Annotated in this window: 13 protein-coding genes; 8 read left to right on the top strand and 5 right to left on the bottom strand. The window is 65.9% G+C overall.

What is annotated here, in order from left to right; all coding sequences use genetic code 11:
* Positions 1-483: hypothetical protein (locus AC3A6I_RS12100; protein WP_487543962.1), on the bottom strand; the 483-nt coding region annotated here is incomplete at its 3' end.
* A gap of 226 nt (positions 484-709) precedes the next feature.
* Between AC3A6I_RS12100 and AC3A6I_RS12095 the strand changes: the two genes are divergently transcribed.
* From AC3A6I_RS12095 to AC3A6I_RS12085, 3 genes are all read left to right on the top strand, one after another.
* Positions 710-1,129 (top strand): secondary thiamine-phosphate synthase enzyme YjbQ, encoded by a 420-nt coding sequence (locus tag AC3A6I_RS12095; RefSeq protein WP_487543961.1) that lies wholly within the window; start codon positions 710-712, stop codon positions 1,127-1,129.
* Between the two features lie 80 nt (positions 1,130-1,209).
* Positions 1,210-1,848 carry a dihydrofolate reductase family protein gene (locus tag AC3A6I_RS12090; protein ID WP_487543960.1) on the top strand — a complete coding sequence of 213 codons (639 nt, stop codon included), beginning with the start codon at positions 1,210-1,212 and terminating at the stop codon, positions 1,846-1,848.
* Between the two features lie 91 nt (positions 1,849-1,939).
* Positions 1,940-2,764, top strand: a complete 825-nt coding sequence (locus AC3A6I_RS12085) for a sulfite exporter TauE/SafE family protein (RefSeq protein ID WP_487543959.1) — start codon at positions 1,940-1,942, stop codon at positions 2,762-2,764.
* A gap of 90 nt (positions 2,765-2,854) precedes the next feature.
* Here the strand turns inward: AC3A6I_RS12085 and AC3A6I_RS12080 are convergent, their stop codons facing one another.
* Positions 2,855-3,580 carry an SIMPL domain-containing protein gene (locus tag AC3A6I_RS12080; protein ID WP_487543958.1) on the bottom strand — a complete coding sequence of 242 codons (726 nt, stop codon included), beginning with the start codon at positions 3,578-3,580 and terminating at the stop codon, positions 2,855-2,857.
* Positions 3,581-3,806: 226 nt separating this feature from the next.
* On the opposite strand from AC3A6I_RS12080, the gene AC3A6I_RS12075 reads away from it, so the two are divergent.
* Positions 3,807-4,961 (top strand): fumarylacetoacetate hydrolase family protein, encoded by a 1,155-nt coding sequence (locus tag AC3A6I_RS12075; protein WP_487543957.1) that lies wholly within the window; start codon positions 3,807-3,809, stop codon positions 4,959-4,961.
* 149 nt (positions 4,962-5,110) lie between these two features.
* Entirely contained in the window at positions 5,111-6,550 is a 1,440-nt protein-coding gene (locus AC3A6I_RS12070) for an aldehyde dehydrogenase family protein (RefSeq protein ID WP_487543956.1), read from the top strand.
* A 171-nt stretch (positions 6,551-6,721) separates the two neighbouring features.
* On the opposite strand, the gene AC3A6I_RS12065 is transcribed toward AC3A6I_RS12070, so the two are convergent.
* From AC3A6I_RS12065 to AC3A6I_RS12055, 3 genes are all read right to left on the bottom strand, one after another.
* The gene (locus AC3A6I_RS12065; RefSeq protein ID WP_487543954.1) at positions 6,722-7,276 is read right to left on the bottom strand and encodes a dihydrofolate reductase family protein; all 555 of its coding nucleotides are present in this window, start codon (positions 7,274-7,276) and stop codon (positions 6,722-6,724) included.
* A 92-nt stretch (positions 7,277-7,368) separates the two neighbouring features.
* Entirely contained in the window at positions 7,369-7,563 is a 195-nt protein-coding gene (locus AC3A6I_RS12060) for a hypothetical protein (protein ID WP_487543953.1), read from the bottom strand.
* A 142-nt stretch (positions 7,564-7,705) separates the two neighbouring features.
* The gene (locus AC3A6I_RS12055) at positions 7,706-8,755 is read right to left on the bottom strand and encodes a LacI family DNA-binding transcriptional regulator (protein ID WP_487543951.1); all 1,050 of its coding nucleotides are present in this window, start codon (positions 8,753-8,755) and stop codon (positions 7,706-7,708) included.
* Positions 8,756-8,915: 160 nt separating this feature from the next.
* On the opposite strand from AC3A6I_RS12055, the gene AC3A6I_RS12050 reads away from it, so the two are divergent.
* The 3 genes from AC3A6I_RS12050 (at position 8,916) to AC3A6I_RS12040 (ending at position 12,319) form a co-directional block, all read left to right on the top strand.
* Positions 8,916-9,242, top strand: a complete 327-nt coding sequence (locus tag AC3A6I_RS12050) for an L-rhamnose mutarotase (protein ID WP_487543950.1) — start codon at positions 8,916-8,918, stop codon at positions 9,240-9,242.
* A 61-nt stretch (positions 9,243-9,303) separates the two neighbouring features.
* Positions 9,304-11,061, top strand: coding sequence for an ABC transporter substrate-binding protein (locus AC3A6I_RS12045; RefSeq protein WP_487543948.1), 1,758 nt, complete (start codon positions 9,304-9,306; stop codon positions 11,059-11,061).
* A 70-nt stretch (positions 11,062-11,131) separates the two neighbouring features.
* Positions 11,132-12,319, top strand: coding sequence for an enolase C-terminal domain-like protein (locus AC3A6I_RS12040; RefSeq protein WP_487543947.1), 1,188 nt, complete (start codon positions 11,132-11,134; stop codon positions 12,317-12,319).
* Positions 12,320-12,326 lie beyond the last annotated feature (7 nt).

Raw genomic sequence — 12,326 nt, 5'->3', positions numbered from 1 at the left:
CTCGGCTTCGGCCTGTGCGGCGGCCTCGGCTTCGGCCTGTGCGGCGGCCTCGGCTTCGGCCTGTGCGGCGGCCTCGGCTTCGGCCTGTGCGGCGGCCTCGGCATCAGCCTTTGCGGCAGCCTCGGCCTCAGCCTTTGCGGCAGCCTCGGCTTCAGCCTGCGCGGCAGCCTCGGCCTCAGCCTTTGCAGCAGCCTCGGCCTCAGCCTGTGCGGCGGCTTCGGCATCTGCGTCGGCCTGCGGATCGGCGGCGGCCGGCTGGCCACCGCCAGTCAGGGCAGCGATACATTCATCCACGCTGCCATAGCCGGCGACGATACAGGCCTCGGTAAAGGCCTGTTGCGCGTTGGCGATCGCATCGGCGTCGCCTGATGCCTGGGCATCGAGGAATGCCTGATACTCGGCCTGCTGCGCAAAGGCGGTGCCCGGCAGCATGGCGAGAGCGGCAAGACTGGTGCCGGTCAGAAGCCAGTTGCGTAAGCGCATGGTTTTATCCTTGTTTTTGGAGTCAGTTGCTCGAGAAGTGACGCTATGCTGCTGAACCGAACCTGAACGTCGGCTGACTTCTCTGGATCGAATTCCCCCGCTGGACCCCACGAACGCATGCGGCGAAGCACAGGTTCCAGCAAGCGGCGACAGGATCGGGCAATCGTGGCACCAGTGCGACACTGGCCCGGCTTTCCGGGACCAACCGGATAGGAGCACCCAGGCTTTGCGCCAGTTCCAGCAGCAGATCGAGGTGACGACGCGCGGGGCAGGGCTCTACGAGTTCACGCTGGCGGCGGAGCGCTTCGTGGGTGAGGCGGGAATCGAATCGGGGCTGCTGACGCTCTACTGCCGGCACACCTCGTGCTCGCTGCTGATCCAGGAGAATGCCGACCCGGACGTGCAGCGCGACCTCGACGCGTTCTTCCGCCGGCTCGTGCCCGAGGGCGCGAGCTGGATGGTGCATACGGCCGAAGGTCCGGACGATATGCCGGCCCATATCAAGGCAGCGCTGACACAGACCTCGATCGGGGTGCCGATCGTGAATGGAGCGCCGGCGTTCGGGACGTGGCAGGGGATCTACCTGTTCGAGCACCGGACGCGGCCGCATCGGCGGCAGGTGCTGATGCACCTGATCGGGGAGTAGAGCATTTTATAACTTAGCTATTGAGCTAAGTGATGTCATGGGATATGAAGCCTTCAAGCTAACTATTGGAAGGCTCGATCATGAAGCTCGTTTCCCAGCAGTTCATCTCCCTGGACGGCGTCTATCAGGGGCCCGGCAGTCCCGACGAGGATCGCAGCGGTGGCTTCGACCGTGGCGGCTGGCTTGTTCCGTTCGTCGATCCCAGCTTCGAGCAGGCCGTGGAGGCATGGACTGCCAATGCCGATGCTTTCCTCTTCGGTCGCCGCACCTACCAGGATTTCGGAGCATTCTGGCCGACGGTCACCAATCCGGCGGACCACAATGCGGCGCGGCTCAACAGCCTGCCGAAATATGTCGCTACCCGCTCCGGCAACGTCGAGCCGTTCTGGACGCCGGGCACGGTGCTGACGGGTGACGTGGAAGCTGAGGTGGCGAAGCTCAAGCAGCAGCCCGGTCGCGAGATCCAGATACACGGCAGCGGCTCGCTCACCGCGTCCATGTTCCGGGCGGGGCTGCTCGACGAGGTCCGCCTCGTCGTTGCCCCGGTGGTGGTCGGTGCCGGCCGCAAGCTGTTCACCGATACCGACCTGCCGCAGGGGCTCGAGTTCGTCGCCGAGTCGCGCACCCCCAGGGGCCTGCAGCTGCTGACCCTGCGCTATACGGGCCCGCTGACGCCTGGTACCTATGACCGCCATACGGCGATCCCAGGCGGGGATTGAGCGAAAGGCGCAGCTCGCGCCGTACCGGTTCGCGGCAAGCGGGCTAGGAGCGGGCTGCGCTTCGTGCCATGAGCAGGCAAGGGAGCCTGCCATGGATCTTGTCCTTACCTACTGGCCGTTCGCGCTCGGCCTGCTTGCGACCGGGGTGATCTCGGGCGTTGCGGCGGGCCTGCTCGGCATTGGCGGCGGGGCCATCATCGTGCCGGCGCTGGCGACGGCGCTCTCCATCATGGGCTTTGACAGCGACGTGGTGCAGCACGTGGCGGTGGGCACCTCGCTCGCCATCATCATCCCCACCGGCATCGCGAGCGCGCGGGCGCATGACCGGCGCGGCGCGGTGGACCGCGAGGTGCTGAAGCTGTGGGCGCCGTTCATCGTCGCGGCGACGCTGATCGGCGGTTTGATGGCCGGCCTGTTCACCGGCGACGTGCTGCGCATCGTGTTCGGGGTGATGGCGCTGTTCATTGCGGCCAACATCCTGCTGCCGTTCCAGGAGCGGCTGATGGGGCACCTGGGCGGCTCGAAGCTGACGCACCGGATCGCGGCGGCGGTGGTCGGCTATATCTCGGCGCTGATGGGCGTGGGCGGTGGCTCGCTGAGCGTGCCGACGCTGCATGCGTTCGGTGCGACAATGCACCGGGCGGTGGGGACGGGTGCCGCCATCGGGGTGTTCATCGCGATTTCGGGGACGCTCGGCTTCATCATTTCGGGCTGGAGCGCCGAGGGGCGGCCGCCGCTGAGCCTCGGCTACATCAACCTGCCGGCGCTGGTGCTGATCGGGGTCGCGGCGGCGCTGTGCGCGCCGTTAGGCGCAGCGATCGCGCACAGGCTGCAGCAGCGGACGCTGAAACTGGCGTTCGCAGCGTTTCTCGCCTTCGTGGGGCTGAACATGCTGTGGAAGGTGGTCGCGGGATAGGGGCAGCACGGTGTTTGCGGCCGCCCCCTCCACCAGCTTTGCTGGTCCTCCTCCCCCGCGACGCAGGGGAGGATCAAGAGGCTTCGCCGCTTAGTCGTCGAGGTCCCAGGTGACCTGGACGTTGATCTGGAAGCTGAGCTCGCCGCCTTCGACCGGGACGGCGCCGGCGGCGGAGTCGGCGACTGCCCTCATCATGTAGGGCTGCGGCGGCTGGTTGAAGTTCTGGGATTCGCTGATGTTGCGCAGCCCGCCAAGGTCCTCGCCGGCGGCGGTGGCGTAGAGCTCGGCCTTGCGGCGGGCGTCGGCGAAGGCGAGCTTGCGGGCTTCGTCGTAGAGCGCGCTCGGATCGGCAACGGCGAAGCTGACGCCGTTGATGGTGTTGGCGCCGACGGTCACCGCCTTGTCGAGTACGCCGCCGAGCTTGGCCATTTCACGCACGCGCACGTTGACGGTGTTGAACACCTGGTAGCCGGTGATCTTGGGCGGCAGCTGGTAGCCGTTGGCGTCGCGCGCGTCGGAATAGACGTAGTTCGGGTTGACCGAGAAGCCCGAGGTCTGGATGTCGCGCGCCTCGATGCCGGATTCCTTGAGGGTGGCGATCAGCTCGGCCATCGCCTTGGTGTTGGCGTCGAGCGCTTCGCGGGCGGTGGCGCCCTGGGTGGTGACGCCCGAAGTGATGAAGGCCGTGTCGGGAGCTGCGCTGACTTCGCCGACGCCGTTGATCGAGATGGTGCCGCTATCCTGGGCAAGGGCCGGGGCAGCGCTCAGGGCGGTGGCGAGGAGGAGGGGAATGAGGGCGGCAGTAAACGGACGCATGCGTCTCTCCTAATGTGGCCTAAGGCGGGCAATATGGCCCAGCCGAAAGCGGTGGTAGTGCGGCGCAGATGAATGGGGTTTGAACGCCGCTTCGAAGATGAGACGCCGGCAGCGTGGCAAAGCTTGGGTCGCGATCGAACGAAAGTTTGAGGAACGTGCCTCGCCGCTTGCTGGACAGGCTTTCGAGTGGCGGGTTAGGTAGCCGTCCAAAATTGGGAGAACTGTCTTGGCCAATCCGATCGTACCGAGCGAAGGCGTGCTGCTGGGGCGGGCGCGCGTGCCCGGGTTCGAGCATCCACGCGTCGTCACCGTGCGGGGTGAGGACGTGGTCGACATCACCTCAAAGGCCGCGCCGACCTCGCGTGACATCTCCGAGATGGAAGATCCCGCCGGCTACGTGCATGCGGCCGAAGGCAAGGTGATCGGCAGCGTGCACCAGCTGCTCGCCAACTCCTGGGCGGCGAAGACGCACGCCAGCGAGGCTTCGCTACTCTCGCCGATCGACCTGCAGGCGGTGAAGGCGGCAGGCGTGACGTTCGTGGTGTCGCTTCTCGAGCGGGTGATCGAGGAGCAGGCGCGTGGCGACAAGGCCAAAGCCGATGCACTGCGCAAGGATATCCTGACGCTGGTCGGCACCGACCTCAGCCAGCTCGAGCCGGGCTCGCCCGCCGCGATGGAGGTCAAGAAGACCCTGATCGCGCGCGGCGTGTGGAGCCAGTATCTCGAGGTGGGCATCGGGCCGGACGCAGAGATTTTCACCAAGTGCCAGCCAATGGCGTCGGTGGGGTATGGCGCCGATGTCGGCATCCTGCCGATCTCGGAGTGGAACAATCCCGAGCCGGAACTGGTGATGGTGGTGAACTCGCGCGGCGAAATCGTCGGCGCGACGCTGGGCAACGACGTGAACCTGCGCGACGTGGAAGGCCGCTCGGCGCTGCTGCTCGGCAAGGCCAAGGACAATAATGCGTCGGCCTCGCTGGGGCCGTTCATCCGGTTGTTCGACGGCAGCTTCACCATCGAGACGGTGAAATCGGCGGATATCGCGCTGTCGGTGACCGGCGAGGACGGGTTCGAGCTGACCGGGGTTTCAAACCTCAGCCAGATCTCGCGTTCGCCGGAATCGCTGGTTGCGGCCTCGATCGGGCGGCATCACCAGTATCCGGACGGATTTGTGCTCTATACCGGCACGATGTTCGCGCCGGTGAAGGATCGCGGCGGCGCCGGCAAGGGCTTTACCCACAAGGCCGGCGACGTGGTGTCGATCTCGACGCCATCGCTGGGGACGCTCAGCAATACGGTTCGGCTCTCGACCGAGGCGGCGCCATGGACCTATGGCGCGAGCCACCTGCTGCGGGATCTGGCGAAGGCCGGGCTGCTGTAGGCAAGCTCACGGAGTCATTCTCGCGAAAGCGGGAACGCTGTTGCGGCGCTTGCCGCATACGCGGCAAACGGAGATTCCCGCTTTCGCGGGAATGACCCGGCGGTTATGACGAAACTTGTGCCATGCGCACTGAACGAAGGAACGACCCGATGACCGAACTGCACAAGAACCTCATCAACGGCGAATGGGTCGGCGGCGACGGGGCGGAGAATATCAATCCGTCCAACACCAACGAGGTGGTCGGCGTCTATGCGCGCGCCTCGGCCGAGGACACCAAGAACGCCATCGCGGCGGCCAAGGCGGCGTTTCCGGCCTGGTCGCGCTCGGCGCCGCTGGAACGCTGGAGCGTCCTGAGCAAGACCGCGCATGAGATTTTCGCGCGCAAGGACGAGCTCGGCGCGCTGCTGAGCCGCGAAGAGGGCAAGACGCTGGCCGAGGGCATCGGCGAAGTCACCCGTGCTGGGCAGATCTTCGAATTCTTCGCCGGCGAGACGTTGCGCCTCAATGGCGAGAGCGTGCCGTCGGTGCGTCCGGGCGTCGGCGTCGAGATGACGCGCGAGCCGATGGGCGTGGTCGGCATCATCACGCCGTGGAACTTCCCGATCGCCATTCCGGCCTGGAAGATCGCGCCGGCACTGGCGTTCGGCAACACCGTGGTGATCAAGCCGGCCGACCTCGTGCCGGGCTGCACCTGGGCGATCGTCGAGATGCTCAACCGCAACGGCCTGCCCAAGGGCGTGCTGAATCTCGTCATGGGTCGTGGCTCGGTGGTGGGGCAGACCATGCTCGAGAGCCCGGATGTCGTCGCCATGACCTTCACCGGTTCGGTGAACACCGGGCGCAAGGTTGCCGAGGCTGGCATCAAGGTGATGCGCAAGATCCAGCTCGAAATGGGCGGCAAGAACCCGACCATCGTGCTCGATGACGCCGACCTGAAGGTGGCGGTGGAGACGACGGCGCAGAGCGCGTTCTACTCGACCGGCCAGCGCTGCACGGCGTCGTCGCGCCTGATCGTCACCGAAGGCATCCACGACAAGTTCGTTGCGGCGCTGACGGAGCGCATCCGCAACCTGCGCGTCGGCGATGCCATCGCCAAGGATACCGAGATCGGTCCGGTGGTCGATGCCGGCCAGCTCAAGCAGGACACCGACTATATCGAGATCGGCAAGAACGAGGGCGCCAAGCTCGTCGTCGGCGGCGACCTGGTGCAGCGCGACAACCCGGGCTTCTTCCTGCAGCCGGCGCTGTTCACCGAAGTGAACAACCAGATGCGCATCGCGCGCGAGGAGATCTTCGGGCCGGTGGCGGCAGTGATCCGCGTGAAGGATTACGAGGAAGCGCTGGCAGTTTCGAACGACACCGAGTTCGGCCTGTCGGCGGGTATCGTGACTACCTCGCTAAAGTATGCGACGCACTTCAAGCGCAATGCCGAGGCCGGCATGGTGATGGTGAACGTGCCGACCGCCGGCGTCGATTTCCACGTGCCGTTTGGCGGGCGCAAGGGCTCGAGCTATGGCCCCAAGGAGCAGGGCGCCTATGCCAAGGAGTTCTTCACCCAGGTGAAGACGGCGTATACGGCGGCTGGCTGAGTTCGGTCGCGCGTCAGAGCGCATTCGAAGCAATCATGCACGGAGTCATCCCCGCGAAAGCGGGGATCTTCGTTTTGCGGCACGTTCCGCCAAACCGAGATTCCTGCTTTCGCGAGAATGACCCTATGGTGGTAGGAATGAGCCGGTGATGGTGGTGGCCACCTCCGGGTGCTACTCGGGCTTCAGGCCGTAGGTGACGACGACGTTGCCCTGGGGGGTGACGGTCGAGCGCAGGAGCTTTAGCCGGCTGACCGGATCGGTGGGCTCGAACATATGCTTGCCCTTGCCGGCAACGACCGGGTGGGTGATGAGCGTCAGTTCCTCGAGCAGACCGGCAAAGAAGAGCTGGCGCGCGACGTCGATGCCGCCCATCACCGCGATCTCGCCGCCGTCCTGCGCTTTCAGCCGGCGGACGTAGTCGAGCAGGTCGCCCTCGATCAGGGTCGAGTTCTGCCAGGTGAGGTCGGACGGCTTGAGGGTGCGCGAGGCGACGTGCTTGGGCACGCCGTTGATGAAATCGGCGAAGTCTCCATCAGCACTGGCGGTCGGCCAGTAGCCGGCCCAATCCTGATAGCCGACGCGGCCGAGGATGACCGTATCGACCTTGCCCATGACTTCGGTCAGGAGCTGGCCGAGTTCGTTGTCGAAGGCATCGAACTGCCACTGGTCGGGCGCCTCGACGACGCCGTCGACGGAGTGGAAGAGGCCTGCAGTGATCTTGCGCATGTCGTTTTCCTTGTTGCCGGCCGCCAGTCACAGGGGCCGTTCATCGACACGACGAGCGGCATTCCCACGGATCGACAATGCGTCGCGAAAAATTACGCGGACTGCCGAATGGGCTCGGCGGCGCTGGCCGTGGTGCGGTGGGCCGGCAGCAGCCGGGCGGCGTTGATCGCGGCCTCCCTGGTGCCGAAGGGGCCGGCGACCAGGCCGTGGCTGTCATAGACGCCGAAGCCGCCATCCTCGCGGTAGTGGATTTCCCAGCCATGCACCGAAGCAATCTGGACGCTCATCGAATAGTCTCCCACAAAACGTCCCCGGTCGCGCCGTTGGGCGCGCCGGGGAATAGTCAGCGTGTGCGAAGCTGAAAACGCGTTGGGGTTCAGCGAGTTCCGCAGCGATGGCAATAAACCCGGTGCCGTCGTGAATGCGGCCTCAGGCGCTTTCGCGGCTGAGGATTTCGAAGCCGAGGCGGACGGCCCGCGTGGCCAGCGGCCGGCCGGCCAGCCGCTCGAGCATCATGCGGCCAGCCTCGACGCCGGTCTCGCGATTGGGGAAGCGGACCGTGGTCAGCGAAGGCTTGATCCACTGTGCCATCGGGGTGTCGCCGAAGCCGGCGATGGCCACGCGGCCGGGCACGTCGATGCCGAGATCGATGGCATACTGGATGGCGCTGACGGCGACGAGGTGGCCGGCGAACAGCACGGCGTCGATCTGCGGCGCCTCACGCAGGATGGCGCCGATGACCTCGCCGCCCGTCGGGGTGCCGGGGTTGCTGGTGACCTCGTAGTGGAGCGGCGGGGCGATGCCGGCTTCCTCGCAGGTGTGGCGCAGGCCATCGAGACGGGCCATCATGCGGCTGTCGTCGAGGCCGGTGTGGCCCACGAAGGCGAAGTGCCTGCGGTCGCGGGCGATCATGTACTGGGCCAGCGAGGCGCCGGCATCGAAGTTGGAGGAGCCGACGCTGACGTCGATCGGGTTGGGCGTGTAGTCGAACATTTCGACCACCGGTGTGCCGGAGCGCGCCAGCATGTCGATGCATTCGGGCGCGTGGTCCTTGCCGGTGAGGATGATGCCGTCGACGCGGTGGCCGAGGAAGGTGCGGACGAGCGCCATCTCGTTGAGTTTCGAGAAATGCGAGTTGCCGAGCAGGATCTGGTAGCCCGCCGGTTCGAGCAGGTCGGCGACGCCCTGCATGATGACGCCGTGGATGGGGTTGGCGATGGTGGGCACGACGATGCCGACCACCATGGACTTGGCCGAGGCCAGGCTGGAGGCGAGGCGGTTGGGAATGTAGCCGAGCTCGGCGGCGACCTTTAGCACGTGCTCGAGGGTCTTCTTCGACACCCGTCCGGGGTTGCTGATGCAGCGCGAGACGGTGATCGTGGAGACGCCCGCCGCCGCAGCGACCTCCTGCAGGCGCACGGGCGAGAGTGCGACTTTTGGTGGGCTGGCGGCAGGGCCGCTTGACGCCTTCTCATCCATGGTGCTACGCAGCCCTCGATTGGACAGCGCTATCCATGCTGTCCAGAATGTTTCTCTAGTCGAGCGAGAAGTGCTTCGCAACAGTCATTGCAGCTGGGCGAGGCTTTGAGCGAGATGTATGGACAGCGCTGTCCATACCGATCAGAGAGGAGGATCTGAGATGGATTGGAGTCAGTTCCATGTCACCGCCTTCGTGCTGAAGGTCCGCGAGGGCCGCACCGAGGAGTATCGCCGGCGCCATGCCGAGATTTGGCCTGAGATGGCGGCTGCGCTGAAAGCCACCGGCATCGTCCACTACGACATCTTTCTCGACGAGGCGGGGCGGCAGGTATTCGGCCACCAGATCCGCAGCCGGCCGGCTGACCCGCCCACGCCGGAGGACCCGGTGTTCCTCAAGTGGCGGGCCTACATGGCCGACGTCCTCGAGATGGAGAGCGAGCGGCCGGTGCGGGTGCCGATCGAGCATGTGTTTCATCTGACGGCGTGAGGCCGCGAGCTCACGCCAGAACGTACTGCGCCCACAGAGGGCGCGATCAAGGGAGGACTTGATGAGCAGACTATCGACGACCTTGCTGGGTGCTTCGCTCGCCGCGCTGCTGGCGACGACCGGGCTTTCCTGGGCGCAATCGGTGCCCGAGGTGCCGCGCAACCGCACTCTGATCAGCCAGGGCTGGGACTTCTACAACCAGGTGCCCTCGATCGACAATTTCAACCCGTATGCCGGCGTGCTGCTGCATCAGCGCAACAGCCTGCACTACACGGTCAACGAGGTGCTGTTCTACACCAACCACAACACCAACGAGACCACCGGCTGGCAGGCCGAAAGCTACAGCTACAACGACGACTTCACCGAAGTGACGATCAAGCTGCGTGACGGCGTGAAGTGGTCGGACGGCGAGGCGTTCACGGCCGATGACGTGGCCTTCACCTTCGACATGCTGAAGGGGGCGGCGCCGGAGCTGCTGTTCTCCTCGCAGATCGCCGAATGGGTGGACTCCGCGACGGTGACCGATCCGCTGACGGTCGTGGTCAAGCTGAAGAAGCCGGGGCCGCGCTGGGTGCAGGATTTCCTCGCCACCGGCCAGTCGACCCGCTTCGTGACCGTGCCCAAGCATATCTGGGGCGGCCAGGACCCCAAGACCTTCGCGAATTTCGACATCGCCAAGGGCTGGCCGGTCGGCACCGGGCCTTACAAGCTGGTGAAATCCGACGCGAACTCGCTGTTCTACGACCTGCGCGACAGCTGGTGGGCGCTCGACGCCGGCCTCGTCACCGCGATGCCGCAGGTGCAGCGCGTGGTCTACGTGCCGGCGACGGCGGAAGCCATGCCGCAGCTGTTCGCCACCAACCAGATCGACATGGGCCGCTCCATCCAGGCGGGCCAGTTCGAGGCGATCCGGGCACAGAACCCGGCGCTGGTGGCGTGGAACGAGCAGGGCCCGGTGTGGGGCGGGCCGGATGGCTGCACCTACGCGATCCGCTTCAACACGCAGGTTGCGCCCTTCGACAATCCGGCGCTGCGGCACGCGATCAACGCCGCGCTCGATCGCGACCAGGTGGTGAACCTCGCCTATGAAGGCTCGATGATGCGCGCCACGGTGCCGTTCTCGTCCTATCCGGGCATGCTCGCCTATGTCGACCAGCTCAAGGATGTGGCGGGCGTTGCCGATCTCGACGCGCACAGTCCCGAACTGGTGGCCCAGTACATGGCCGAAGCCGGCTTCACCAAGGGCGGCGACGGCAAGTGGGCCAACGCGGATGGCTCGCCGCTGCAGATCGAGCTGCAGGTGGCGCAGGGCGATCCGTCGGGTCCGGTGCTGAGCCAGCAGCTGCAGTCGGCCGGCTTCGATGCGCTGCTCAACGTGCAGCAGGGCACGGCGCTCAACGACTCGATGGCGGCCGGCAATTTCCAGATGACCATGGGCCCGCATTGCGGCAGCCTCTATGACCCCTGGCAGACGCTCGAGCATTTCCACTCGAAATACGTGGCGCCGGCCGGTGAAGCCTCAAAGAACCTGCGCGCCGTGACCCGCTACGGCAATCCGGAGCTCGACGGCATCCTCGACAAGCTCGAGCAGATGCAGCCTTCGCCGGAGAACGCCGAGTATGTCGAGCTGGTGAAGCAGGCGACGGCCATCTTCGCGCGCGACCTGCCGGAGATCTCGCTGGTCGAGGAGACGCAGACGCTGGTCTACAACACCACCTACTGGACGGGCTGGCCCTCGGCCACCAACCCCTACATGGCGTCGTTTATCCCGTGGGAAGGCTTTGCCCGCGTGGTGCAGAGCCTGCAGCCGACGCAGTAAGCCGACTGTTTCCGGGGGCGGCCGCGCCGCCTCCGGTCCATCCATTCTCTTTCAGGTCGCACGAAGCTCGATGGTCAAGATCAAGGAAATCCGCGCGTTCGCCATTCGCAACGAGATGGTCGGCGCACTCTATAACGAGGGCAACCAGCCCAAGACCAAGCCGCGGCGCGCGCCCTGGACCAAGGATGCCGAGGTGGCCGGGCCGATGTCGGGCTATTCGCGCTTCAAGCGCCTGCGCTCGAGCTGGCGCTTCGATGGCCCGGTGGGCGTGCTGATCACCGCCGACGACGGCACCACCGGGTTCGGCACGACGCGCTACGGGCAGCCGGTGATCAGCCTGATCAACGACCATTTCGCGCCGCTGTTGGTGGGCGAGAACGCCATGGCCACCGACCGCGTGTGGGACATGATGATGCGCATGTCGATGCCGTACGGCTCGACCGGCATCACCTCGTACGCGGTGAGCGCCGTCGACTTGGCCATGTGGGACCTCAAGGGCAAGATCCTGAAGACACCCGTCTACGAGCTGGCCGGCGGGCCGGCGCGGGAGAGCCAGTTCGTCTACGCCACCGGCAACGATACCGACTGGCACATGGAGCTGGGGTTCAAGGCGACCAAGCTCGCCTGTCCCTACGGCACGTTCGACGGGCTCGACGCCATCAAGAAGAATGCCGAATTCGTGGCCAAGAACCGCGAACTCATCGGCGACGATGTCGAGCTCATGCTCGATTGCTGGCTCGCCTTCGACGTCGAGTTCGCGGTGCGGCAGGCCGAGGCGCTGCGGCCCTACAAGCTCAAGTGGATCGAGGACTGCCTCAACCCCGACAACCTCGATGCGCACGAGCTGCTGCGCCAGCGGTTGCCCTGGCATACGCTGGCGACCGGCGAGCATTGGTATTCGCCGCTGCCCTTCGCGCATGCGGCAAAGCGCCAGGTCGCCGATATCTTCCAGCCCGATATCTGCTGGGTCGGCGGGTTCACGGCCTGCCAGCGCATCGCCCATATCGCCGAAAGCGCCGGCATCGAGGTGATGCTGCATGCGGGCATGAACAACCCCTACGGCCAGCATTTCAGCTTCAGCCAGCCGGGCGTGCGCTGGGGCGAGTATTTCGTCGGCTCCGGCCCGGGCGTGCCGCTCGAGGAGAGCCGGGTGTTCCCCGGCATGGCGGTGCCGGTGAACGGACAGCTCGTGCCGAACGGCGAGCCGGGCTTCGGGCTCGGGCTCAGCGCGGCGGCCATCGAGGCGATGGCCGTTTAGGAGACGA

Source organism: Devosia sp. Soil_C_22 (assembly GCF_057657195.1).
Note: the sequence above shows the minus strand (reverse complement) of the source record. Positions and strands in the feature narration are given on the sequence as shown.

Bases quoted from the DNA above. Each gene is read 5' to 3' on its own strand.
- AC3A6I_RS12090 (WP_487543960.1), top strand. From the start codon at position 1,210: ATGAAGCTCGTTTCCCAGCAGTTCATCTCCCTGGACGGCGTCTATCAG.
- AC3A6I_RS12085 (WP_487543959.1), top strand. From the start codon at position 1,940: ATGGATCTTGTCCTTACCTACTGGCCGTTCGCGCTCGGCCTGCTTGCG.
- AC3A6I_RS12080 (WP_487543958.1), bottom strand. From the start codon at position 3,580: ATGCGTCCGTTTACTGCCGCCCTCATTCCCCTCCTCCTCGCCACCGCC.
- AC3A6I_RS12070 (WP_487543956.1), top strand. From the start codon at position 5,111: ATGACCGAACTGCACAAGAACCTCATCAACGGCGAATGGGTCGGCGGC.
- AC3A6I_RS12065 (WP_487543954.1), bottom strand. From the start codon at position 7,276: ATGCGCAAGATCACTGCAGGCCTCTTCCACTCCGTCGACGGCGTCGTC.
- AC3A6I_RS12060 (WP_487543953.1), bottom strand. From the start codon at position 7,563: ATGAGCGTCCAGATTGCTTCGGTGCATGGCTGGGAAATCCACTACCGC.
- AC3A6I_RS12055 (WP_487543951.1), bottom strand. From the start codon at position 8,755: ATGGATGAGAAGGCGTCAAGCGGCCCTGCCGCCAGCCCACCAAAAGTC.
- AC3A6I_RS12050 (WP_487543950.1), top strand. From the start codon at position 8,916: ATGGATTGGAGTCAGTTCCATGTCACCGCCTTCGTGCTGAAGGTCCGC.
- AC3A6I_RS12045 (WP_487543948.1), top strand. From the start codon at position 9,304: ATGAGCAGACTATCGACGACCTTGCTGGGTGCTTCGCTCGCCGCGCTG.
- AC3A6I_RS12040 (WP_487543947.1), top strand. From the start codon at position 11,132: ATGGTCAAGATCAAGGAAATCCGCGCGTTCGCCATTCGCAACGAGATG.